The organism is Streptomyces deccanensis, from assembly GCF_022385335.1.
Classification (GTDB): Bacteria; Actinomycetota; Actinomycetes; order Streptomycetales; family Streptomycetaceae; genus Streptomyces; species Streptomyces deccanensis.
Genome location: NZ_CP092431.1, coordinates 7096849 through 7121211 on the forward strand (window position 1 = coordinate 7096849; position 24363 = coordinate 7121211).

At 71.6% G+C, this 24363-nt stretch carries 17 protein-coding genes; 9 read left to right on the forward strand and 8 right to left on the reverse strand.

Going from position 1 to position 24363, the window contains the following annotated elements:
- Positions 1-7: 7 nt before the first annotated feature.
- The 6 genes from L3078_RS31655 to glgX all read right to left on the reverse strand — a co-directional run bounded on the left by L3078_RS31655 (position 8) and on the right by glgX (position 11055).
- On the reverse strand, positions 8-1828 hold the full coding sequence (locus L3078_RS31655; RefSeq protein ID WP_239757362.1) for an ABC transporter ATP-binding protein: 1821 nt from the start codon (positions 1826-1828) through the stop codon (positions 8-10).
- On the reverse strand, positions 1825-3624 hold the full coding sequence (locus tag L3078_RS31660) for an ABC transporter ATP-binding protein (protein WP_239757363.1): 1800 nt from the start codon (positions 3622-3624) through the stop codon (positions 1825-1827). The genes L3078_RS31655 and L3078_RS31660 overlap by 4 nt, the downstream gene beginning before the upstream one ends.
- Positions 3625-3690: 66 nt before the next feature.
- Complete coding sequence (locus L3078_RS31665; RefSeq protein ID WP_239757364.1) at positions 3691-4548, reverse strand: alpha/beta fold hydrolase; 858 nt, start codon at positions 4546-4548, stop codon at positions 3691-3693.
- A 111-nt stretch (positions 4549-4659) separates the two neighbouring features.
- On the reverse strand, positions 4660-6630 hold the full coding sequence (locus L3078_RS31670; protein ID WP_239757365.1) for an ABC transporter ATP-binding protein: 1971 nt from the start codon (positions 6628-6630) through the stop codon (positions 4660-4662).
- Positions 6627-8630 carry an ABC transporter ATP-binding protein gene (locus L3078_RS31675; protein WP_239757366.1) on the reverse strand — a complete coding sequence of 668 codons (2004 nt, stop codon included), beginning with the start codon at positions 8628-8630 and terminating at the stop codon, positions 6627-6629. The genes L3078_RS31670 and L3078_RS31675 overlap by 4 nt, the downstream gene beginning before the upstream one ends.
- A gap of 169 nt (positions 8631-8799) precedes the next feature.
- On the reverse strand, positions 8800-11055 hold the full coding sequence (gene glgX, locus L3078_RS31680) for a glycogen debranching protein GlgX (protein WP_239757367.1): 2256 nt from the start codon (positions 11053-11055) through the stop codon (positions 8800-8802).
- Between the two features lie 150 nt (positions 11056-11205).
- Between glgX and L3078_RS31685 the strand changes: the two genes are divergently transcribed.
- The 6 genes from L3078_RS31685 (at position 11206) to L3078_RS31710 (ending at position 17675) form a co-directional block, all read left to right on the forward strand.
- Positions 11206-12432, forward strand: coding sequence for a L,D-transpeptidase (locus L3078_RS31685; protein WP_239757368.1), 1227 nt, complete (start codon positions 11206-11208; stop codon positions 12430-12432).
- Between the two features lie 193 nt (positions 12433-12625).
- Positions 12626-13885 carry a L,D-transpeptidase gene (locus L3078_RS31690; RefSeq protein ID WP_392310350.1) on the forward strand — a complete coding sequence of 420 codons (1260 nt, stop codon included), beginning with the start codon at positions 12626-12628 and terminating at the stop codon, positions 13883-13885.
- Positions 13886-13969: 84 nt separating this feature from the next.
- On the forward strand, positions 13970-14737 hold the full coding sequence (locus L3078_RS31695; RefSeq protein ID WP_239757370.1) for an enoyl-CoA hydratase/isomerase family protein: 768 nt from the start codon (positions 13970-13972) through the stop codon (positions 14735-14737).
- 334 nt (positions 14738-15071) lie between these two features.
- A complete protein-coding gene (locus L3078_RS31700; RefSeq protein ID WP_217179687.1) occupies positions 15072-15575 on the forward strand; it encodes an ATP-binding protein in 504 nt (167 codons plus the stop codon).
- Positions 15576-15672: 97 nt separating this feature from the next.
- Positions 15673-16899, forward strand: coding sequence for a YncE family protein (locus tag L3078_RS31705; RefSeq protein ID WP_239757371.1), 1227 nt, complete (start codon positions 15673-15675; stop codon positions 16897-16899).
- A 134-nt stretch (positions 16900-17033) separates the two neighbouring features.
- Entirely contained in the window at positions 17034-17675 is a 642-nt protein-coding gene (locus tag L3078_RS31710) for an ADP-ribosyltransferase (RefSeq protein ID WP_239757372.1), read from the forward strand.
- A gap of 27 nt (positions 17676-17702) precedes the next feature.
- Here the strand turns inward: L3078_RS31710 and L3078_RS31715 are convergent, their stop codons facing one another.
- Positions 17703-18353: a GNAT family N-acetyltransferase gene (locus L3078_RS31715; protein WP_239757373.1), complete on the reverse strand. Its 651-nt coding sequence runs from the start codon at positions 18351-18353 to the stop codon at positions 17703-17705.
- A gap of 60 nt (positions 18354-18413) precedes the next feature.
- Here L3078_RS31715 and L3078_RS31720 point away from each other — a divergent pair, with 60 nt between their 5' ends.
- From L3078_RS31720 to L3078_RS31730, 3 genes are all read left to right on the forward strand, one after another.
- Positions 18414-19328 (forward strand): MerR family transcriptional regulator, encoded by a 915-nt coding sequence (locus L3078_RS31720; RefSeq protein WP_239757374.1) that lies wholly within the window; start codon positions 18414-18416, stop codon positions 19326-19328.
- Positions 19329-19399: 71 nt separating this feature from the next.
- Positions 19400-19612 carry an EF-hand domain-containing protein gene (locus L3078_RS31725; RefSeq protein WP_086800233.1) on the forward strand — a complete coding sequence of 71 codons (213 nt, stop codon included), beginning with the start codon at positions 19400-19402 and terminating at the stop codon, positions 19610-19612.
- A 170-nt stretch (positions 19613-19782) separates the two neighbouring features.
- Positions 19783-20445 carry an NADPH-dependent F420 reductase gene (locus tag L3078_RS31730; RefSeq protein ID WP_239757375.1) on the forward strand — a complete coding sequence of 221 codons (663 nt, stop codon included), beginning with the start codon at positions 19783-19785 and terminating at the stop codon, positions 20443-20445.
- Between the two features lie 28 nt (positions 20446-20473).
- Here the strand turns inward: L3078_RS31730 and L3078_RS31735 are convergent, their stop codons facing one another.
- A complete protein-coding gene (locus L3078_RS31735) occupies positions 20474-24355 on the reverse strand; it encodes a P-loop NTPase fold protein (RefSeq protein ID WP_239757376.1) in 3882 nt (1293 codons plus the stop codon).
- Positions 24356-24363 lie beyond the last annotated feature (8 nt).

Here is a 24363-nt window from a genome sequence, read left to right on the forward strand (position 1 = left end):
GTGTTCGCTATACGGACCGTTCACCTGGCGGGGTTCTCTCGTCCCCGTGCCAGCGCCGCCACAGTGCCGCGTACGCGCTGTCCGCCGCCACCAGCTCCTCGTGCGTGCCGAGTTCGGTGAGGCGGCCGTCCTCCATCACCGCCACGCGGTCCGCGTCGTGGGCGGTGTGGAGGCGGTGGGCGATGGCGATGACCGTACGGCCGTGGAGCACGGCGGCGAGGGCGCGTTCGGTGTGGCGGGCGGTGGTGGGATCGAGGAGAGCGGTGGCCTCGTCGAGGATGAGGGTGTGCGGGTCGGCCAGGACCACCCGGGCGAGGGCGAGTTGCTGGGCCTGGGGGCCGTCCGTACGGCGCCCGCCCTCGCCGAGGCGGGTGCCGAGGCCGTCGGGGAGGTCACGGACCCAGCCGTCCGCGCCCACCGCCGACAGCGCCGCCCACAACTCCTCGTCCGTGGCCGCCGGTTCGGCGATGAGGAGGTTGTCGCGGACCGTGCCCAGGAAGACGTGGTGCTCCTGGGTGACCAGGACCACCTGGCGGCGCAGCCGCTCCGGGCCGAGGTCCACGACGGGCACACCGCCGACCGTCACCGTGCCGGCGGTCGGCGCGTCGATACCGGCCAGCAGGCGGCTCAGCGTCGTCTTCCCGGCGCCCGACGGGCCGACCACCGCGAGCCGTTCGCCCGGACGCACCGTCAGGTCCACCCCGCGCAGCACCTCGCCGCCCCGCTCGTACGCGTACCGCACACCCCGTACGTCGATACGGTCGTCCGCGGGCTCCGGGGTGGCGGCGGAGCCGGTGCGCGGCGCCCCGGCCAGCCCCTCCACCCGGGCGAAGGAGGCGCCGCTGCTCTGCAACAGCTCCACCCGCATCAGGATCTCGTCGAGCGGGCCGCTCAGCTGCTGCAGATACAGGGCCGCCGACACCACCGCGCCCAGCGTGACCGAACCACGCGCGAGCAGCACACCGCCGAGGAGGAGGACGAGCACCTGGGGCACGAAGTACGAGACCTCGACCCCGGGGAAGAACACCGTCCGCAGGAACAGGGTGTGGAAGCGTCGGCGCCGGGACTCCTCCAGGGCGTCACGGCTCGCGGTGATCCGCCGACGCTCCAGCCGCAGCGCCTCGACCGTGCGGGCCCCCGACGCGGTCGCCGCGACGATCTCCGCGACCTCCGAACCGGCCGCGCCCTCCGCGAGATAACCGGTGCGCGCCCGGCGCAGATACCAGCGCAGCACCACCCCGATGCCGCTCAGTCCGAACAGCGCGCACACCCCGAGCAACGGGTCCAGCGCGAACACCGCGCCGATCAGGAACAGCGCCTGCACCGAGCTGATCAGCAGCTCGGGGCCCACGTCACGCAGGGTCTTGCCCACCGCGTCCACGTCGGCCGTGCCGCGCGCCGTCAGATCACCGGTGCCCGCCCGCTCCACGACCGACGCCGGCAGCGACAGGGTCCGGTCCACGAACTCCTCACGCACCCGGGCCAGCGTCCGCTCCCCGAACCGGTGCCCCACGTACCGCGCCCAGCGCGCCAGCAGCAATTGCGCCACCGCGCACAGCAGGATCGCCGCCGCCAGCCGGTCCACGACCCCGACGCCGGCCCCGCCGCGCACCTCGTCGATGATCCGGCCCACCAGCCACGGCCCGGCCAGTCCCGTCGCGGCCGCCGCGCCGTTCAGCGCCAGGACGGCCAGGAAGGCCCGCCCGTCCGCCCGCACCAGCCGCACGGTCGCCCGCCGCACGGCCCGCGCGTCGGCGATGGGCAGCCGCCCGGAGGGGTCGGGGGTGGGACCGCCGGTGCGGGATGCCGTTGCCGCCGTCTCCGTCACCGCAGGACCTCCGCGTCCGTGTGCACCGTGCCCTCCGTATTCTCCGCGTCCCCGGTGTCCCCGGCCGCCTCCCCGTCGCCCCCGCCTCGCGGCTCGGGCGGCTCTTCCGTGTCCCGGGCCACCAGAGCGCGGTAACCCCGTTCCGTGGTGAGGAGTTCGTGGTGGGTGCCGGTGGCCGCGACCTTGCCGTCGACCAGGTGGAGGACGGTGTCGGCGTGGGCGAGGACGAGGGGTGACGTGGTGATGACCAGGGTCGTGCGGCCCGCGCGGGCGGACCGGAGCCGGCCGGCGACCCGGGCCTCCGTGTGCGCGTCGAGCGCCGAGGTCGGCTCGACGGCGAGCAGGATCTCGGGGTCGGCCACCAGCGCCCGCGCCAGCCGCACCCGCTGCCGCTGACCGCCGGAGAGATTGCGGCCCTGCGCGTCGATCGTCGCGTCGAGGCCGTCCGACAGGCCCTGCACGATGTCCTCGGCCATCGCCGCCCGCAACGCCCGCCGGGCCGTCTCGTCGTCGACGTCCCCCTGCCCGCCGAGCAGTTCACGCAGCCGACCGGCGAACAGGTCGGCCTCATGATCGGCCACCAGGATCCGCGCCCGGACCTGCGCCAACGGGATCGCGTCCAGCGGGATCCCGCCCCAGGTCACCGCGGTCGGGCCGTACCGGCCGAGCCGGTCCACCACCGCCACCGCGTCGCCCGGCCGGTCGGCGGCCAGCGCGACCAGCCGGCCCGGCGGCACCCGCACCCCCGACTCGGGGTCGTGCAGCGTCGACGGCTCGGCGGGCGCGTCCGTCGTGCCGTGGTCCGGCAGCGGCTCCAGGTCCAGGAAGCGGATGACGCGCCGCGCGGCCACCACCCCGCGGCTGACCTCGTACCCCCAGTCGACGAAGTACGACACCGGCCGCACCAGCACGGTGACGTAGCCGTACACCGACACCAACTCGCCCACGCTGATGGCCCCCTGCGCGGCGAGCCGGGCCGCCAGCCAGGTCACCACCGCGAGGAACACCGTCGGCAGCCCCACCCCGAGCGCCTGCATCCAGCTGGTCACCGCCCCCACCCGGTACCCCTGCGCCCGCAGCCGCTGCGAGTCCCGGTGGAACGCGTCGGCGACCAGCCCCTTGCCGCCCAGCCCGCCCAGGACCCGCAGCCCGCCCGCGAGGTCGGCGATCCGCGCGGTCAGCACGCCCCGCCGCTCCCGGTACTCCGTCTCCGTGCCCTGCAACCGCCGCATCAACGGCCCCACGATCACCGCGATCAGCGGCATCCCGAGCAGCACGACCGCCGCGATGGGGAGCGAGACCGACACCAGCAGCCCGGCGACCACCAGGTAGGCGGCGAGTGCCCCCGCCCCCGGCCCGATGACCGTCAGCGAGCCGGCGATCGTCTGGACGTCCCCCACGCCGATCGTGACGACCTCGCCGGTGCCGACGCGGCGGCGCAGCGCCCCTCCCAGCCGGACGGCGTGCGCCATCACGACCTTCACCGTGCGGAAGTTGGCGTCCATCCGGACCCGCGTCATCGTGCGGTGGCGCATGATGCTCAGCCAGGCGTTGAAGGCGCCGAAGCCGAAGAGGGCGGCCGTCCAGCCGACCAGGGCCCGATGGTCGCCGGGTGCCAGGCCCTCGTCGATCGCGCGGGAGAGCAGGTACGGGGTGGCGGCGAGCAGCACCATCCAGGCGCAGGAGATGAGGGAGCCGAGGGCGGAACGGCCGGCCTGCTGCTTGACCAGCCACCACAGGTAACGGGCACCGCCACGGCGGTCGGGGGTGCCGGGGTCCTCGTACGCGTTGATCATCGGCCCCCGGTTTCTGTGTGGACTCGGATGACGCCGAGTGGGCGGTGCGATGTGGGTGCGGGCGGGTTATGACGGCGAGGCAGTGGTGGCTTCCAAAAAGGCTCTGGTGGTTGCCACGAACTGGTCGGGGTCGTCGAGCCAGGGGTTGTGTCCGGCGCCGGGCTGGACGGCGAGTTCGGCGTTCGGGAAGAGGGCCGCGAACTCGGCCATGGTGGCGGGAGGGGCTCCGAGGTCGGCCTCACCGGCCAGGAGGAGGACCGGTGGGGTGAACCGGGCGAGTGCGGTGCGGGTGGTGCCTGGGGTGAAGGCGCCTTCGGCGCCGAAGGCGGCGACGATCTCGGGGTTCATCCGTTCGTCCCCGCCGGCCTGATGCGCCTGGGCCGCCTCGTCCCAGCGGCCGTAGGAGAACGGTGCGACGGCCTGCCAGCTGTCGGCGGAGGCCCTGCCCGCCACGATCGCCTCCAGGGCCGCGAACGCCTCGGGGAACCACGGTTCGTCCCGGCGCAGTCGCGCGGTCTCCAGCCGGAGGTCACCGGTGATCGTGAGGCCCACGGCCCTGACACTCGGGGTGATCAGCGCGAGTTTGCCGACGTTCTCCGGGTGACGGCTCACGTAGAGCGCGGCGAGATTGGCGCCGGCGCAGTGCGCGAGGAGGTCCATCCGGTCGAGGCCGAGGTGCTCGCGCAGGGCTTCGACGTCGTCGACGAGTCGGTCGCAGCGGTAGGTGGCGGTGTCCTCGGGAGTCGCGGACTCGCCGGTGCCCCGGAGATCCAGCCTGATCAACCGCCGGTGCGCGGAGAGTCCGCCGAGGTCGCCGAGGTACGTGGAGTCCGTCGGCCCGCCGGGCAGGCAGACCACCGCGGGGCCCTCTCCGCACACGTGGTAGGCGAGCTCGGTCCCGTCGTACGCGGAGAAGGTAGGCATGGTCAAGAGCCTGTCAGCGGCGTTCGGGCGGGAGCAACCGGGTTTCCGCGTTGCGAGTGCCATCGGACGCAACCGGGGTTCCGCGTCGCGAGTGCCATCGGATCGCGGGCGTCACGCCAGGCTGTCCCGCCAGGCCCGGTGCAGGTCCGCGAAGCGGCCCGTGCCCGCGATCAGGTCCGCCGGGGTGCCGTCCTCCACGATCCGGCCGTGTTCCATCACCAGGACCCGGTCGGCGATCTCGACCGTGGAGAGGCGGTGGGCGATCACCACGGCCGTGCGTCCGCGCAGCACCGTCGCCATGGCGCGCTGGACCGCCCGTTCGCCCGGGATGTCGAGGGAGCTGGTCGCCTCGTCCAGGATGAGGACGGCCGGGTCGGCCAGCAACGCCCGTGCGAACGCCACGAGTTGGCGCTGACCGGCGGAGATACGGCCACCTCGCTTGCGTACGTCGGTGTCGTAGCCGTCGGGCAGCGCGCTGATGAAGTCATGGGCGCCGATGGCCTTCGCGGCGCGCTCGATCTCCTCGCGGCCGGCGTCGGGGCGGCCGATGGCGATGTTCTCGGCGACCGTGCCGGAGAACAGGAACGACTCCTGCGTCACCATGATCACCCCGCGCCGCAGCTCGGGCACCGAGAGGTCGCGCAGGTCGACGCCGTCGAGCAGGACCCGCCCGGAGGAGGGGTCGTAGAAGCGGGCCACCAGCTTGGCGAGGGTCGACTTGCCGGCGCCGGTGGAGCCGACCACCGCCACCGTGGTGCCCGCCGCCAGGGTGAGGTCGAACCGGGGCAGGACCTCGCCGCCGGTGCGGTACGCGAACCGTACGCCGTCGAACACGACCTCACGGCCCGGGAGTTCACGGTCGGTGGCCGGCAGCTCCTTCGGCTCGGCGGGCTCCGGGACCGACGGGGCCTGGGCCAGCAGACCGGCGATCTTCTCCAGCGAAGCCGCCGCCGACTGGTACGAGTTGAGGAACATGCCGAGCCGGTCGATCGGGTCGTACAGCCGCCGCAGATACAGCACCGCCGCCGCCAGCACACCCAGTGCCAGCGACTCCGACGCCACCCGGTACGCGCCCCACAGCACGATCGCCGCGACCGTGATGTTGGCGACCACCCGAGAGCAGACCACATAGCGGGCCATCTCCAGGATCGCGTCGCCGTTCGTGCGCTCGTGGTGCCGGTTCAGGGCGCTGAACTCGGCGTCGTTCGCGGCCTCCCGGCGGAACGCCCGCACCGGACGGATCCCGTTCATCGTCTCCGCGAACTTCACGATCACCGCGGCGATCGCGCTGGACCGGGCCGTGTAGACGCTCGCCGCGCGCCGCTGGTACATCCGCACGAACCCGTACAGCGGCACGAACGACGCCAGCGCCGCCGCGCCGAGTCCCAGGTCCAGCCAGAGCAGCATCGCCGAGATGTAGACGAACGCGAGGATCACGCCGATGAGTTCCTGCAGGCCCTCGTTGAGCAGTTCGCGCAGCGACTCGACGTCCGTGGTGGACCGGGAGATCAACCGGCCCGAGGTGTACCGCTCGTGGAAGTCGACGCTCAGTGCCTGCGCGTGCCGGAAGATCCGGCCGCGCAGATCCAGCAGCACGTCCTGGTTCACCCGCGCGGACGCCCCGATGAACAGGTACTGCAGCCCGCCGGCCGCCAGCGCGCACGCCAGATAGCCGACCGCCACCGCGATCAGCGGACCGTGCCGGCCGTCCCGGAGCGCCGGTACGGCGCTGTCGATGGCGTACGCCACCAGCAGCGGGCCCGCCTGCACCGCGGCCTGCTGGAGCAGGAGCAGCACGCTCGCCACGACCACCCGGGCCCGCATCGGCGCGAGCAGGGAGCGCAGCAGCGCGAGGGTGGCGCCCGGGGGAGTGGGGAGGTCGTCGTGGTCGAAGGGGTCGTCGGCGGGGGCCCGGTGTGTGGGGGGCGCGGTGGTGGACCGGTCGCCGTCGTCGGGCGCCTTCTCCAGGGAGGTCGTCCCGCCCGACCGGCCCGCCGACTGCCCGTTCGCCACGCCGTTCGACTCCTCGTTCGACTCTTCGTTCGGTTCCTTGTTCGGCGCGGTGGTCAGGGGCGCCGTCATCGCTCGTCCTCCTCGGTGCCGGACATCAGATGGGCGTACTCGGTGTTCGTGCGCAGCAGTTCCTGGTGCGTGCCCACGGCCGTGACGCGGCCGCCGGAGAGCAGGGCGACCCGGTCGGCGAGCAGCACGGTCGACGGGCGGTGGGCCACGATCAGCGCGGTCGTCTCCGCGAGCACGCGGCGCAGCGCGGCCTCCACCGCGGCCTCCGTGTGCACGTCCAGCGCCGACAGCGGGTCGTCGAGGACGAGGAAGCGGGGCCTGCCGACCACCGCGCGGGCGAGCGCCAGGCGCTGCCGCTGGCCGCCGGAGAGGCTGAGGCCCTGCTCGCCGACCTGGGTGGCCGTGCCTTGCGGGAGCGCGTGCGCGAACTCCGCCTGGGCGATGGACAGGGCGCGGTCCAGCTCTGGTTCGCCCGCGTCCGGTGGGGCGCCCATCAGCACGTTCTCGCCGACGGTGGCCGAGAACAGGGTGGGTTCCTCGAAGGCCACGGCGACCAGGGCGCGCAGCGCGTCCCGGGGCATCTCGGTGATGTCGTGGCCGTCCAGGGTGATACGGCCGGAGGTCACCTCGTGCAGCCGGGGGACGAGGGCGGTGAGGGTGGTCTTGCCGGAGCCGGTCGCGCCGACCAGGGCCATCGACTCGCCCGGGCGGATGTGGAGGTCGATGCGGTCGAGGGTGGGGGGCGTGTCGGGAGCGGCGTCGGGGTAGCGGAAGGTGACGTCGTGGAACTGAAGCCCGCCCTGTTGCATGGTGCCGGTGCGAGTGCCGGTCTGGGTGCCGGTGGCGCTGTCGGGGAGGGGGCGCTGCTCGCTGGGAGGTGCCGCTGCGCCCACCCTCCCCCACTCTCGGCTTCGCTCGAGCGGGGGGACCCCCATCGCCCCAGCGGCACGACTGCCCGCAGTTAGGGCGGCATCCGTCGCCGACCCCTCCGGGGCCTCGTCCATCACCTCGAAATAGCGTTCCGTCGCTGTCGCCGCCTCCTGGCTCATCGCCAGGAGGAAGCCGATCGAGTCGACGGGCCAGCGGAGTGCGAGCGCGGTGGAGAGGAAAGCGACCAGGGTGCCCGCCGACAGCACGCCGTCGGCGACCTGGACGACGCCGAGGACGAGCGCCGCGCCGATCGCGATCTCGGGGAGCGTGACGATGACGCCCCAGATCGCCGACAGCAGGCGGGCCTTGCGCAGCTCGGTGCCGCGCAGTGTCCGGGACAGCTCACGGAACGCGCGCGCCTGGCTGCGGTGCCGCCCGAACCCCTTGATGATGCGGATCCCGAGCACGCTCTCCTCGACGACCGTCGTCAGGTCGCCGACCTGGTCCTGCGCGAGGCGCGCGACGGCGTTGTACTTCCGCTCGAAGACGACGCAGGTCACGATCACCGGCACGACGGGCCCCAGGATCACCAGCCCCAGCGTCCAGTCCTGGGCGAGCATGATGATCACGCCGACGACGATGGTCACCGCGTTGACCAGCAGGAACGTCAGCGGGAAGGCGAGAAACATCCGCAGCAGCATCAGATCGGTCGTCCCGCGCGAGAGGAGCTGACCGGAGGCCCAGCGGTCGTGGAAGGCGACCGGGAGGCGCTGCAGATGCCGGTAGAGATCCGCGCGCATCGACGCCTCGACCCCCGCGAGGGGCCGTGCCACGAGCCAGCGCCGCAGGCCGAACAGCAACGCCTCGGCGAGCCCGAGCAGCAGCAGGTACAGCGCGCCGAGCCACACGCCCGCCGGGTCCCGGTCGGCGACCGGTCCGTCCACCATCCACTTCAGGACGAGCGGGATGAACAGGCCCACGAGGGAGGCGACGATCGCGACGAACGCGGCGAAGGACAGCCGTACCCGCACGGGCCGCACATACGGCCACAGCCGCAGCAGCGTACGTACGGCGGACCGCCCCGCGGCCTTCTCGGGCGGCCCTGCCCGCTCGGGTTCCGCGGGCTCGGAGGCCGCGCCCGATTCCTCGGTCCGGTCGGGTTCCTCTGCGGTTGCACGTGTCGTGGGCATCAGCAGCGAGCCTACGGATCGCCACTGACAACGCCCACCGAGTTTTGGCCGGACCACCCTCGGCCGTGAGTCCTAGGACAGCCGCGCGACCCCGCTCCCGGCCTCCCGTCTCCCGTGCGGTCACCCACCTCCGCGAGACCCACCCACAGCCCTCCTCAGTCCCTCACCCTCAGCCGATCACCCGCAGCAGCAGGACGCACCGCGCCGGTACCGTCACCGTCTCGCCCGCCCGGTGGACCGCCCCCGGGCCCTCCCGCTGTTCCTCCCGGGACGTGTCGACGACCACCTCGTAGCGGCCGGCCCACGGCGTCCCCGGCAGCACGAAGCTCACCGGGCGGTCGCCGGCGTGCAGGACGGTGAGGAAGCTGTCGTCCAGGACGGGGGCACCCCGGGCGTCCCGGCCGGGGATGTCCCGTCCGGACAGATACATGCCCAGCGTCGCCGTGGGCGCGTACCAGTCCCGTTCGGTCATCTCGGTGCCGCGTGCCGTGAACCAGGCGAGGTCACGCAGGCCGTCGGCCGAGTGGGCGCGGCCCGAGAAGAAGGCCCGGCGGCGCAGGACCGGGTGGGCGTGGCGGAGCGCGATCAGCCGGGACGTGAGGTCGAAGAGGGCCTTCCAGGCGGGGTCCTCCAGCAGGCTCCAGTCGAGCCAGCTGATCTCGTTGTCCTGGCAGTACGCGTTGTTGTTGCCCCCCTGGGTGCGGCCCAGTTCGTCGCCGGCGACCAGCATCGGCACGCCCGTGGACAGCAGCAGCGTCGTCACCAGGTTCCGCAACTGGCGTCGCCGCAGCGCCCGTACGCGTTCGTCGTCCGTCTCGCCCTCGGCGCCGCAGTTCCAGGACCGGTTGTCGTCCGAGCCGTCCCGGTTCCCCTCCCCGTTCGCCTCGTTGTGCTTGCGCTCGTACGACACCAGGTCGCGCAGCGTGAAACCGTCGTGCGCGGTGATGAAGTTGACCGAGGCGTAGGGCCTGCGACCGCCCCACGCGTACAGGTCGCTCGACCCCGACAGGCGGTAACCGAGGTCCCGCACGTCCGGCAGCGCGCCCCGCCAGAAGTCCCGGACCGCGCCCCGGTAGCGGTCGTTCCACTCCGTCCACAGCGGCGGGAACGCCCCGACCTGGTAGCCGCCGGAGCCCACGTCCCACGGCTCCGCGATCAGCTTCACCCGCCGCAGCACCGGGTCCTGCGCGATGACCGCGAGGAACGGGGAGAGCATGTCGACGTCGTGCATCGAGCGGGCGAGCGCCGCCGCCAGGTCGAAGCGGAAGCCGTCGACGCCCATCTCCGTCACCCAGTAGCGCAGCGAGTCCGTGATCAGGCGCAGGACGTGCGGCTGGACCACGTGCAGGGTGTTGCCGCATCCCGAGTAGTCCGCGTAGCGGCGCGCGTCGCCCTGCAGGCGGTAGTAGCCCCGGTTGTCGATGCCGCGCAGCGACAGGCTCGGGCCGCGCTCGTCGGCCTCGGCGGTGTGGTTGTAGACCACGTCGAGCACGACCTCGATACCGGCCGCGTGCAGCGCCCGCACCATCCGCTTGAACTCCCCGACCTGCTGCCCGGTCGTGCCCGACGAGGCGTACGCCGCGTGCGGGGCGAAGTAGCCGATCGAGTTGTAGCCCCAGTAGTTGCGCATGCCCCGGCGCAGCAGATGGTCCTCGTGGGCGAACTGGTGCACGGGCAGCAGCTCCACCGCCGTCACGCCCAGCTTCACCAGGTGCTCGATCGCGGCGGGGTGCGCCAGACCGGCGTAGGTGCCGCGCAGCTCCTCCGGGATGCCGGGGTGGGTCATGGTGAAGCCGCGGACGTGCAGCTCGTAGATGACCGAGTCCGCCCACGGGGTCTTCGGGCGGCGGTCGTCCGCCCAGTCGTCGTCATCGTGGACGACGACCCCCTTGGGGACGTGCGGCGCCGAGTCCCGTTCGTCGCGCACGGTGTCGGCGACATGCTGCTCGGGCCAGTCCCGGACGTGCCCGTACACCTCCGGCGGCAGCCCGAACTCGCCGTCCACGGCCCGCGCGTACGGGTCGAGCAGCAGCTTCGCCGGGTTCCATCGGGCGCCGGTCCACGGGTCCCAGCGGCCGTGCACGCGGTAGCCGTACCGCTGCCCCGGCAGGACGCCCGGCACGAAACCGTGCCAGATCTCATGGGTCAGCTCGGTCAGCCTCAGCCGGGTCTCCTCACCCGCCTCCGAGAACAGACACAGCTCGACGGACTCCGCCCCGCCCGCCCACAGCGCGAAGTTGGTGCCGGCGACCCCGTCGGGGCCCACCCGGAACCGGGCACCCAGCGGTGTCGACGCACCCGGCCACACCGGCCTGCTCTCCGGCGCGGCCTCCTCCCGCCGGCCGCCGTTCAGCACGGTGGCGGGCCGCGCGGCCGGCACCCCCCGCGTCCCCTGTACTTCCTCCTGCTCGGCTGCGCTCGACACCTCAGGCCTCCCGCGGCTCGGTGGGGCGACGGAGAAGGGGAGCGAGATGTCCCGTCACCGCTCCCCATCGCGTCGTCCTCCCAAGGGTTCTGCCCAGAGCACGCCTCGCACTCACGTTTCCCGGGGGCGTGCGCCGTCGTTGGGCCGCACGTGAACCACGCACAGACGCACGCGCGCCGCGCCGGGGCCGCCCTGGCCGCCGCGCTCACCTGGGCCGGACTGCTCGCCGGGGTCGCCGGATGCTCCGCCGGACCGCCGCTCACCAGCGGAAAGGCGCCCGACGACACGATCCGGGTCACACCGGAGGACGGCAGCAAGGGCGTGCGCCCGGAGCAGCGCTTCGAAGTACAGGTGCCCAGTGGGCGCCTGGAGTCCGTCAAGGTGGTGAAGTCCCAGGACGCGCAGGAGTCACCCGTCCCGGGCCGGCTCTCCGCCGACGGGCTCACCTGGCGCCCCACCGGCTCACCGAAGCTCGCGCTGGCCGCCCGGTACACCGTCGACGCCGTCGCCCTCGACGGCCACGGCCGGCGCTCGGCACGCCACGTCACCTTCACCACACATGTCCCCGACGAGCGCTTCATCGCGTACGCCAAGCCCGAGAACCGGGCCACCGTCGGCACCGGGATGATCGTCTCCCTGGAGTTCAACCGGGTGATCGAGGACCGTGCGGCCGTGGAACGCGCGGTCGAGGTGACCGCCGAGCCCGCCGTCGAGGTCCGCCCGCACTGGTTCGGCGGGGGACGCCTCGACTTCCGTCCCGAGCGGTACTGGAGGCCGGGCACCCGGGTCACCGTCGCCCTGCGGCTGCGGGACGTGGAGGGCGCGCCCGGTGTCTACGGCCAGCAGGACCGGACGTTCTCGTTCACCGTCGGACGCCACCAGGTCAGCGTGGTCGACGCGGCCCGGCACACCATGCGCGTGGAACGCGGCGACGGTGTGCTCGCCACGCTGCCCATCACCGCCGGGGCGCCCAAGACCACGACGTACAACGGGAAGATGGTCGTCACCGAGATGCTGGAGGTGACCCGGATGAACGGGGCCACCGTGGGCTTCCGGAAGGCGAACGGCAAGAGCGAGTACGACATCCCGGACGTCCCGCACGCCATGCGCCTGACCACCTCCGGCACCTTCCTGCACGGCAACTACTGGGCCCCGGACGCCTTCGGCCGGGCCAACGTCAGCCACGGCTGTGTCGGCCTGCGCGATGTGAAGGGCGGCGATTCCGGCACCCCCGCGGGCTGGTTCTTCGACCGCAGCCTCGTCGGGGACGTCGTCGAGGTCGTGAACAGTGACGACAAAACGGTCGCTCCCGACAATGGCCTCGGAGGATGGAACATGGGGTGGAAGGAATGGAAAGCGGGTGCCGCGGTGAAGTAGACCGACATAGCGGCGACATGACACCTCGCCCGGCACCGGCAGGGGCAGCGCGCGCGATGATTCAAGTTGGGACTGAACGGTGACATTCACCGAGGCCAAATCATCCCGATCATCTGGTTAATGTACGTGCGTACGCGCACGCTGCGCGTAGGGGTGCGGGCCTGATCAGGCCGTGCGAGGGGAGAACAGAGAGTTGAACGGGCGACCGATATCGGGGGCGTCGGTTGGCGCGCGGACACGGCGGCGCAAGGGGGCCCTGGCCATGCTGCCGGTCCTGATGCTGCTCGCCGTCACCGCGTGCGGCGGGGGCGGGGACTCGGACTCCGGCTCCGGCGGCGACAAGGGCAAGGGCTCCGACAAGACCGCCTCCGACAAGGCGGCGGCCACCGGGGCCTCGGAGGCGGTCGTCTCCATCGCCCCGAAGAACGGCGCCGATGACGTGGCGACCAGCGGCGCGCTCGAGGTGACCGCCGCCAAGGGCAAGCTGTCCGAGGTCACGGTCGAGAACGACAAGGGCGAGAAGATCGCCGGCGAGATAGCCAAGGACGGCTCCAGTTGGAAGCCGTCCATCCACCTCAACTCGGCCACCGAGTACAAGGTGCACGCCGTCGCGAAGGACTCCGAGGGGCGTGAGGCCGCCGAGGACTCCTCCTTCACCACGCTGACCCCGAAGAACACCTTCGTCGGCATCTTCACCCCCGAGGACGGCTCGAAGGTCGGCGTCGGCATGCCGTTCTCGGTCCGCTTCACCCGGGGCATCACCGCGCCGAAGGACGTCGAGAAGGCCATCACCATCAAGACCGAGCCGGCCGTCGAGGTCGAGGGCCACTGGTTCGGCAACGACCGCATCGACTTCCGCCCGGAGAAGTACTGGAAGGCCGGCACCAAGGTCACCGTCGACCTCAACCTCGACGGCGTCGAGGGCCGCGACGGCGTCTACGGCGAGCAGAGCAAGAAGATCTCCTTCACCATCGGCCGCAGCCAGGTCTCCACGGTCGACGTCAAGAAGCTCACCATGAAGGTCGAGCGGGACGGCAAGGTCATCAAGACCATCCCGGTCACCACCGGCAAGCCCGGCATGGAGACCTGGAACGGCCAGATGGTCATCAGCGAGCGCCTGAGCGTGACCCGGATGAACGGCGAGACCGTCGGCTACGGCGGCGAGTACGACATCAAGGACGTGCCGGACGCCATGCGGCTGACCAACTCCGGCACCTTCATCCACGGCAACTACTGGGGCGGCGACGCCTTCGGCAACTACAACGCCAGCCACGGCTGCATCGGCCTGCGCGACACCCGCGGCGGCTGGGACCGCAAGGCGCCGGGTGCCTGGTTCTTCGACAACTCGATGATCGGTGACGTCGTGGTCGTCAAGAACTCCAACGACCGCATCGTCGACCCGGACAACGGCTACAACGGCTGGAACATGTCCTGGGACAAGTGGAAGGCGTAGCCTTCTCCGCTCGACGTACGGCTCCGGTGCGCTGTGACACAGCACACCGGAGCCGTTGTCGTTAGTCCCCGTTAACCTGCCTGCATGACCGTGCATCTCGAAGTCGCCGAAGGCGTGGGCACCATCCGCCTCGACCGCCCCCCGATGAACGCCCTGGACATCGCCACCCAGGACCGCCTCAAGGAACTCGCCGAGGAGGCGACGGACCGGGACGACGTCCGCGCCGTCGTCCTCTACGGAGGGGAGAAGGTGTTCGCGGCCGGCGCGGACATCAAGGAGATGCAGGCCATGGACCACGCGGCGATGGTCGCGCGGGCCCGGCCCCTCCAGGACTCCTTCAGTGCCGTCGCCCGTATCCCCAAGCCGGTCGTCGCGGCCGTCACGGGCTATGCGCTGGGCGGCGGTTGCGAGCTGGCGCTGTGCGCGGACTACCGGATCGCCGGGGAGAACGCGAAGCTCGGACAGCCGGAGATCCTGCTCGGGCTGATCCCGGGCGCGGGCGGCACCCAGCGGCTGTCCCGGCTCGTCGGCCCCTCCAAGGCCAAGGACCTGATCTTCACCGGCCGGATGGTCAAGGCCGACGAGGCCCTCGCGCTCGGTCTGGTGGACCGGGTCGTCCCCGCCGACGAGGTCTACAGCGCCGCGCACGAGTGGGCCGCGCGGCTGGCGCGGGGGCCGGCGATCGCGCTGCGGGCCGCCAAGGAGTCGATCGACGCGGGCCTGGAGACCGATCTGGAGACCGGGCTCGCGATCGAGCGGAACTGGTTCGCGGGGCTGTTCGCCACGGAGGACCGCGAGCGCGGGATGCGGAGCTTCGTGGAGGAGGGGCCGGGCAAGGCGAAGTTCGTCTGACGGCCACGTTCGTGTGACGGCCACGCGGGCACGGTCGACGCGTGCTGAATCCGGTCCACAAGTTCCGCCGAAGGGCTTGCAGTTGACGCGGTGTCTTACCCGTGTCCCTCGAAGGGGCGGTTTGCCCGAGCCTTAAGGCAGCCTTAAGAGGAGGGTGCCCAAAGAGGCTGCCGCTGACCGAAGTTCAGCCGGTTCACGCAGGTCAGGCGGGCTGTGACGGGCCGCTTGCTGCCTCTGGCATATGCCGAACGAAACCCCCGGAATGGTTGGTTCCGGGGGTTGTATTCCTGCGGAACGGCCCCGCGGGGCGCCCGGGACGGCCATGATGGGGGGCATGGCGGGGCTGGAGGGTATCGAACAGCCGCGGCGGCACGGGAGTGCGACCGCGGCGCGTTGGTCACCTGCGATCGAGGACGAACGGGCGCAGAAGGCACTGGAGTTGTTCGGCAATCCCACCGAGGCGGAGGTTCCGCTCCCGTCCCGTCCCGAGTCCGCGGCCACCGCGCGGCGGCTCGCCCAGGTCGTCGTCCTGCGCCAGTGGCGACTGTCCCCGAAGATGACCGAGGACGCCGTCTTACTCGTCTCCGAACTCGTGGGCAACGCCGTACGGCACACCGGCGCCCGCGTCTTCGGACTCCGTATGCGCCGCCGCCCGGGCTGGATCCGCGTCGAGGTCCGCGACCCCTCGCGCGGGCTGCCCTGTCTGATGCCGGTGCAGGAGATGGACATCAGCGGACGGGGCCTGTTCCTGGTGGACAAACTCTCGGACCGGTGGGGCGTGGACCTGCTGCCGCGAGGCAAGACGACCTGGTTCGAGATGAGGGTCGCGGACCGCTAGGGCCCATCCGACGGACTCCGCTCCCGTCGCCACGCGCGCACCTCCGCCGATCGGACGAATCGCCCGTATTCGCGGTGAACCTCCCTATAAAGGTCGCGTGACCACGCCCCGCACCCCCCTCAAGCAGCACAACCTCGTGCAGCGCGCCCTGCTCGCGGCCGCCGTCCTCGCCGCCGTGGCCGCGTGCGGCTCCGGAACCGGGACCACCGAGCAGGAGCAGCGCGTCCGGGCCGACCGGGCCGCCGCCGAGGCCGAGGCCGCCGAGCGGAAGAAGAAGCAGCGGACGGCGGTCCGGGGACTGCGCGGCATGCCGCCCGTGCTGGACCTCCGGGACGTCTACGCCGCCGACCGCCCGAACCGGCTCTCCCCGGTGGTCAAGGACTTCCCCTCCCGGGTGTACGTGCCCAACAGCGAGTCCGACACGGTCACCGTCATCGACCCGAAGACGTACGAGATCATCGAGACGATCCCGGTGGGCCGCCAGCCCCAGCACGTCGTCCCGTCCTGGGACCTGAAGACCCTGTGGGTCAACAACAACCGGGGCCACACCCTCACCCCCATCGACCCGAGAACGGGCAAGGCGGGCAAGCCGGTCGAGGTGCACGACCCGTACAACCTGTACTTCACCCCCAACGGCGAGTACGCCGTCGTCATGGCCTCCCTCGACCGCGAACTGGTCTTCCGCGACCCGCACACCATGAAGCGGATCAAGACCGAGCCGGTCTCCTGCTACGGCGTCAACCACGCCGACTTCTCGCTCGACGGCACGTACTTCATCGTGTCCTGCGAGTTCAGCGGCGAACTGCTCAAGGTCGACACCGAGAAGATGAAGGTCATCGGGCAGCAGAAGCTGCCGTTCGAGGGGGCCATGCCGCAGGACGTGAAGATCTCACCCGACGGCAAGCGGTTCTACATCGCCGACATGATGGCCCACGGCATGTGGGTCCTGGACGGCGACACCTTCGACGAGCCGACACTGCTGCCCACCGGCAAGGGCACCCACGGCCTCTACGTCGGCCGCGACTCCCGCGAGATGTACGTCTCCAACCGCGGCGAGGGCACGGTGTCGGTCTTCGACTTCACGAAGGGCGAGCTGACCAAGAAGTGGCACCTGCCCGACGGCGGCAGCCCCGACATGGGCGGTGTCTCCGCCGACGGCAAGGTCCTGTGGCTCTCCGGCCGCTACGACTCCGAGGTGTACGCCATCGACACCCGCACCGGGGAACAGCTCGCCCGCATCCCCGTCGGCAGCGGCCCGCACGGCCTCGCGGTCTACCCGCAGCCCGGCCGCTACTCCCTGGGGCACACGGGGATCTTCCGGTGACGACGAGGCGACTAGCGATCTCGCGGTCCCGTCCCGGCACCTTCCGGTGACACATGACAACCGGGCGGGCTGACACGCCTCCATACGAGTGAGGGTCCCCGGCCCGGCGCCGCGCAGCCGAGATCGTGATCGGCATGATCACTTCTCGTGCGCGGCGCCGGGCCGCCGCCGTCGTCCTGTCCCTCTCCGCCGTCCTCGCGACCTCCGCCGCGACCGCCCCGGCCCAGAGCCCCACCGCGGACCTCACCTCGGCCAAGGCCGCCGCCGCTGCCTTCGCGGGGGCTGCCGCCCCCACCTGCCCCCAGTTCGAGGACCCCGCGCACGCCGCCGCCGACCGCCGCGTGGACATCGACCGCATCACCCCCGAGCCGGTCTGGCGCAAGAGCTGCGGCACCCTCTACCGCAGTGACAGCCGGGGCCCGGCCGTCGTCTTCGAGCAGGGCTTCCACCCCAAGGACGTCATCGACGGGCAGTACGACATCGAACAGTACGTCCTGGTCAACCAGCCCTCGCCGTACGTCTCCACGACCTACGACCACGACCTGTACAAGACCTGGTACAAGTCCGGCTACAACTACTACATCGACGCCCCCGGCGGCGTCGACGTCAACAAGACCATCGGTGACCAGCACAAGTGGGCCGACCAGGTCGAGGTGGCCTTCCCCGGCGGCATCAGGACGGAGTTCATCATCGGCGTCTGCCCGGTCGACAAGAAGACGAAGACGGAGAAGATGAGCGAGTGCGAGAGCAACCCGCACTACGAGCCCTGGCACTGACACCGCCGCCCCGCCGGGCCCGCGCGGTCACCGGTCCCCGCGCGGCTGCCGGGGGATGAGCAGGATCTCCGAGCCCACCGGGCGGTAGCCCGCCCCCTGGAACGCCCGCACGCTGCGGGCGTTCCCCGGCGCGATCTGCGCCCACAGCGGCTCGGCGACGAGATGGCGTGCGGCGCGCACCAGCGCCCGGCCCAGCCCCCGCTGCCGTACGCCCTCGTCCACCTCGACCGAGACCTCCAGCCGCCCGGCGATCCCCCGGCCCGTCGTCAGGACACCGCCGTCCACCGTCCAGACCCGTACGTCGTCACGGCGCCGACGCGCGTACACGACACGCGGGTGGCAGGCGTCCATGATCTCCCGCACCGGGAGCGGCGGTTCGCCGGGCAGGGGTGAGGCGACCAGCATCGCGTCGATGGTCTCGGACGTACGGCCGGTCCGTTCCATGAGGGCCGCCAGGAACCGCGGGTTCATGCTCGCGGACAGCGCGTCGCACTCCGTCGCGGCGAGACTCGCGCGCACCCACTCCGGATCCTCGTCCGTGAACACGACGGAGTGCGCCGTGAAACAGAGGACCCCCGCGTCCCGGGGGGAGTGCTGGGCGACGACGGTCGTACCGCCGTCGGCGGGCGGGAAGATCCCCTCGGCCGCCGCGTCGACAATGTCCCGCAGACTCTCCATCGCCGTGCTTCCGCCCCTGTCCTTGAGTCTCCACCCACTGGAAGGCCCACACTCGCAGACGTGATCGAGAACGGCACCGAACTTTTCACCATCGGGCAGCTCGCCCGCGGCTCCGGTCTGTCCGTCCGCACCATCCGCTACTGGTCGGACGAGGGCGTCCTGCACCCCGTCACCCGCAGCGCGGGCGGCTATCGGCTGTACGACGCCGAGTCCGTCGCCCGGCTCGAACTCGTCCGCACCCTGCGGGAACTGGGCCTCGGCCTGGACCACGTACGGCAGGTGCTCGCGGGCGAGACGAGCGTCGCGGAGGTCGCGGCCGCGCACGTGGCCGCGCTGGACGCGCAGATCCGCGCCCTGAGGGTGACCCGGGCGGTGCTGTCGACCGTGGCGCGACGCGGCTCGACCGCGGAGGAGATGACGCTGATGAACAGACTGGCCCGGCTGTCCGCCGCCGAACGGGGGCGGATCATCGACGATTTCATGGAGGAGACCTTCGGTGGACTCGACACCGCCGACCCCGACATCCGCACCCGGCTGCGGTTCAGCCTCGCGGACCTGCCGGAGGACCCCACGCCCGAGCAGGTGGACGCCTGGGTGGAACTGGCCGAGATGCTCCAGGACCAGGGGTTCCGGGCGCGGATGCGGCAGACCGTCGAGTTCAACGCGGCGGACCGGGGGCCGGAGGTGGCGGCGGGTACCTCCCTGTGGTTCATGAGCCGTCTGGTGCGGCTGGCGGGGGAGGCGCTGCGGGACGGTGTCGACCCGGCCTCGCCCGCTGCCGAGGAGGTGCTGGCGGGGCTGCTGGGCGACGCCGACCGGGCCGTCCTGCTGGAACGCGTCACCTCGGCGGCCCACGCCGAGCTGGCCCGCTTCCGGGAGCTGGCCGCGCTGGTGCGGGGCGTGGAGCCGCTGTCGGCGCACACCGAGGAGTTCGCGTGGGTGGTCGCCGCACTGCGCGCTCGGGAGGCCGGTTAATCTGACCTGCGTCAGTAGGACTGTCGGCAGGACTGCCCGGACGGGGCAGGGCACCAAGAAGGGGCGGATCGGTGGCGGACATCGAGGCAGCGCGCAAGGAGTTCCAGCGGATCGACGCGGACGGTGACGGGTTCATCACCGCCGCCGAGTTCAAGACCGCCCTGGCCCAGGAAGGCGACTGGAACGTCACCGAGTCCGTGGCGGAGGTCATCATCCGCACCCGCGACCTCAACGGCGACAAGCTCCTGTCGTTCGACGAGTTCTGGGCCCACCTGAGCAAGTGAGCCGAGCGGCCGAGGGGCGTTCTCCGTCATGTGCGACGGAGGGCGCCCCTTCGTCGTGCCGGGGGAATAGCGGAGGACGGGTCGAGGTTGGCCCGGGTAATGCATGCACGTGCATGAACTACGGAACCCCGGAGATCTTCCCCTCTCCTCGAACACAAGGGCGGCCTGACATGAAGATCGGCATCATCGGCGCGGGCAACATCGGCGGCAACCTCACCCGGCGGCTCACCGCCCTCGGCCACGACGTCTCCGTCGCCAACTCCCGAGGCCCGCACACCCTCACCGCGCTGGCCGAGGAGACGGGCGCGACCCCGGTCCCGGTGGCGGAAGCGGCACGGGGCGCCGAGGTCGTCGTGGTCACGGTCCCCCTGAAGGCGGTCCCCGACCTGCCGTCCGGCCTGTTCGACGAGGCGGCCGACGGGGTCGCCGTCATCGACACCGGCAACTACTACCCCCGGCAGCGCGACGGCAGGATCGCCGCCATCGAGGACGACGGCCTCACCGAGAGCCGCTGGACCGAACGGCACCTGGGCCACCCCGTCATCAAGGCCTTCAACGGCACCTACGCCCAGGACATCCTCGACCGCCACCGCCCCGCCGGCGACCCCGACCGCATGGCCCTCCCCGTCGCCGGCGACGACGAGGCGGCGAAGGAGAAGGTCCGCTCCCTCATCGACGACCTCGGCTTCGACACCGTCGACGCCGGCGGCCTCGACGACTCCTGGCGCCAGCAGCCCGACACCCCCGTCTACGGCCTCCAGGCCGGAGTGGAGGCCGTGACCAAGGCCCTGGCCGAGGCGTCTCCGGAGCGGCCGGCGGACTTCCGGGGCTAGCCCGGCTCCAGGGACCGGCACGGTGCCGTCACTCCGAGGTCAGCCGGGCGCTCAGCAAGGTCGCCCGGCTGAGTTCGGTGCCCGGAGCGTGTTCCTCGTTGAACAGGGTGACGAGGCCGCGCGGGGCCGCCCACTGTTCGTGGAAGTCGGGGACGGCCCGCAGATCGTCGAGGAGCAGGGACGTCACGTACGCCAGCTCGGTGGGGCGGTCGCCCCATCCGTCGCCCCACCAGAAGTGGTGGGGCGCGGTGCAGGGCGCGGGAACGACCAGTCCTGCGTCGGTCGTGATCCAGGCGGTGTCCCGCAGCACGACGGAGGCCAGTTGTCCGCTCGCGGGCAGCGACAGCGGGGCGTAGAACCGCCATCTGCCTCGCTCGGACGCGTCGCCGCCGGTCCGAAGGGCGGGCATGCCGGTCAACGGGTCGACGAAGAAGGCCTCCGCCTGCGTGCCGCGGGCATGAGCGAGCGTGACGTGTGCCGCGGTCGGGTCGCACTCGACAAGGCGCTCGATCCACCGTTCGACCGTCGGATCGGGCCGCTCGACCTCGGTGACGGCACCGTACGGCAGCAGCTCCGGATCGTAGGCGCGGGCCGCCTGCAGAGCGGCGGCCGCGTCGGGCTCGTAGCTGTCGCCGACCGCCCTCCAGCCCGCTGAGAGGAGCACTCGGTCCTCGCTCTCGGGGAGGGGGTGATCCGTGACGTCGGGGCGGGCGGCGACGACCGTGCGCTCCGCGTCCTCGGACCTGCCGTAGAGCCTGACGGTCCGTTCGACGTCGTCGACACGTTGGTTGCGCATGGCGTTGGCCATGTCGTCGAGCGCCGTGCGGGCGGCGGCGGGGAGCGAGGTGTTCCGCGCGGCTCGCCGCAGTGTCGTCTCGTCCTCGTCGGCGGGGACGCGGACGACAGCGGGCTCCGCGCCCGGACGCCACTCGGTGACCAGGTCGGGCAGCCGCAGCAGGGAGGGCCACCAGGGGAGGGGCTGCCCCGCCAGGGTGCCGACGACGCCCCAGTCCGCCTCGTACTCGATGTAGGGCTGCGCCGTGTCGGCGGCCCAGAGGGCCGGGCCGGTGAGGCCCAGGTCCCCGTACAGGGAGCACACGGTGACGATTCCGTGGGTGTCCCGCTCCTTGGAGAGGGAAGCGGCCACGGCCGAGGCGGCCCCCCGCTCGGTGGTGTGCACGATGCGGATGATTCCGAGATCGGTCACCCAGTCGACGGCCGGGCCGTACGGGGTCCGCGTGCCGCCGTGCCAGTGACCGGGCTGGGGGGTGCCGGGCAGGGGCCTGCGCAGAAGGGCGCCCCGGTGGGTGAAGGCCGGGGTTTCCGCTGCCCAGACGTAGACCTCTGAGGCACGCCACAGGACGCTGCCGGGTCTGTCCCGGTCGCCGTGCCGACCGTCGGGCTGGGGAAAGTTCTCGTACCGTCGGCTCAGTCCGCGCACGGTGAACGCCTGGTGACCGAGGAGCTGGCGGAGTTCTCTCCGGCCGAGGTGCTGAGCGCGGCGCATCCTGCGGTACCGCCGGTCGCTCATGGGCGGCGGGCCCTGCCGGGCGGGCTGTCTCTCGCCGTCGTCCGGCGTGAGTGCCTCAGGGGGATCCGCCGCCGTGCTCGTCCCATGGGGCCGGACGCGGTGGAGCTGCCATGCCGTGCGGAGGCGTTCCAGGGCGAGCCGCGCGCTGTCGGCCGAGACGCCCAGTTCGAGGCGGGCGGCGCCGAGTTGTTTCAACCGCTCGGTGTCGGTCAGCAGCCGGTTGGGGCCGGTCTCCTCGTCCGAACGCCGTGGGACGAACACGTCGACCATGGTCATGGCGAACAGCATGTACGCGGAGAGTTCAGCCCACTGTGCCCGCAGGCTGGCGTCCGTCGGCGCGTCCCTCGACGCTATGCGGTGCAGTTCCCGGTGGAGCGTCCGCCGTACGTCCGCGCCGGGGGGAACCAGACGCAGTCTGTCCACGGATCCGTGCAGGTCGTGCAGGAGTTCCCCCGAGGCGGCGTCATGGGGCTGGGACCCGAGGACGACACGGAAGCCGGAGAGGGTCTCGCTGACCTCCTCCAGGAGAAGACTTCCGGCGATGCCGCGGAGATCCGTCCTGTCCGTGCGGTGTCGGATCTCGACGACCTTGCGGGTGAAGCGGATCAGATCGCGGGGAAGCCCGCCGGAAAGGGCGTACACGAGGGCCACGAACGGATTCGTGAAACCCGGTACCCGCGTCTGGAGCAGAACCCGCGCTTCTTCCAGGCTGCGCGGCTCCAGAGGGAGGATGTCCTCCAGAGAACTGTCGGTGACGTCCCGGACGGGCAGGCCCCGGCGGATGAAGGCCGCTCCGACGTCCTCCGACACGGACAGCAGGAAGTACACGTTGGGTATCGCGAAGATCGCCTTGATCTCGGCGAGGAAGGCCCGGGCCTGTTCCGTCGACCCGAGCCGATCCAGTTCGTCGATGCCGATGAAGACCTTGTGCTCGTTCGCGCGGCGGGTGTACTCGCTGATCTGGGTGAGCAGTTCACGGAACTCCATGACGAGTTCCGGATAGGTCAGAGCCCGGGACGCGGAACCACTGGTGCGGGCCAGACCGAGGGTGAGTGCGCTCACGGCGGTGAGCCCGGCGTTGTGGGTCGTCCCCGAGGTCTGCATGTGCCGCAGCAGATGCAGGTAGTTGTGGCAGGCGCGCACGAGATGCTTTCGCCCCCTGCTCGCGAACAGGGACCGCGGCAGGCTCCGCGCGATGATCAGAACTCCCAGGCCCACGAAGACCGCACGGGTGATTCCCGGGTGTTCCTGCCAGGCGGAGTGGTAGGCGTCCTGAAGCCGGCCCAGCCAGTGGACCGTCGCGGCCCTCCCCTCGGACTCGGCCCAGCGATACGTGCCTCTGGCCCAGCTCTCGAGGCCGATGGCGAGCAGGAACGCTCCCGCTGAGGCCATGCCGAGCCGCCATAGGCACCGCACGAGACGCCGGACGACGCCGGTGGGGCGTATACGCAGCAGAAAGGGTTCGTGAGCGCCCTGACCGAAGCGATCGAGGAAGTCGCGGCAGACCTGCTGGAACAGGCTCAGCAGGAATTCCTCCGGGCGGTAGTTGGCCGGGGTCTGCACGATCACGTGGAACTGGTGTGTCGCCCCCGCGCCTTCGAGGCGGCCCTCGCAGGCCTTCCTCAGCAGCGTCGACTTTCCCACGCCGCGGGGGCCGCAGAGCGCGATCGCCCCACCGTCCATCTGGTCGAGCTTGTGACGCAACGACGCCTCGGCCCGGCTCGACACCCAGAAGCTCGGGTCGTGGGCGTGCAGCAGACCCCTGTGGTGTCGCGTGACCAGCAGTGTGTCGTGTTCCGGGCCCAGGAGGTCGGTGATCTTACGGCTCATCACGGGCACGAGCGTCCGACTCAGACGGAAGCGACTCCACCGCGCCAGAATCGGATACGCCCGCGCCGCCCACCAGCGCCATCGGACATAAAGGAACACCGCCCACAGTTGACGAGTGAAGTTGTCCCTGCCTGCCGGCTCGTGGAAGTCCCCGAGCGCGGCGAGCGCCACCCAGGACAGCAGAAGCACATCGCCCCACCAGGCCATCCCCACGGCTCGGGACAGAAAAAGGCGCACAAGCGCGGCGATGATGACGGTGCCCAGAAAGACGATCCCCGCCGGGGAGCAGCGGGCCGCCGCCGTACGGAACTCGGTACGACTCCGGTCCAGGCGCTCCCCGAGCCGCCACAGCCGCTCGTACTGTCCCTCCCGATCCAGCACGGTGTCCACGACGGTGTCCTCGTGCATGACGGCGCGCAACGCCGTGGCGTCGATCTCCAGGCGGTTCAGGGACAGATAGGTCTGGATGTCCTCGTGCTTGAGTGCTCGCTCGACCGCTCGGCCGTAGAACTCGCGCACAGAGTCCGGCTCTTCGTCCCACACGCCCATGCCCGGCA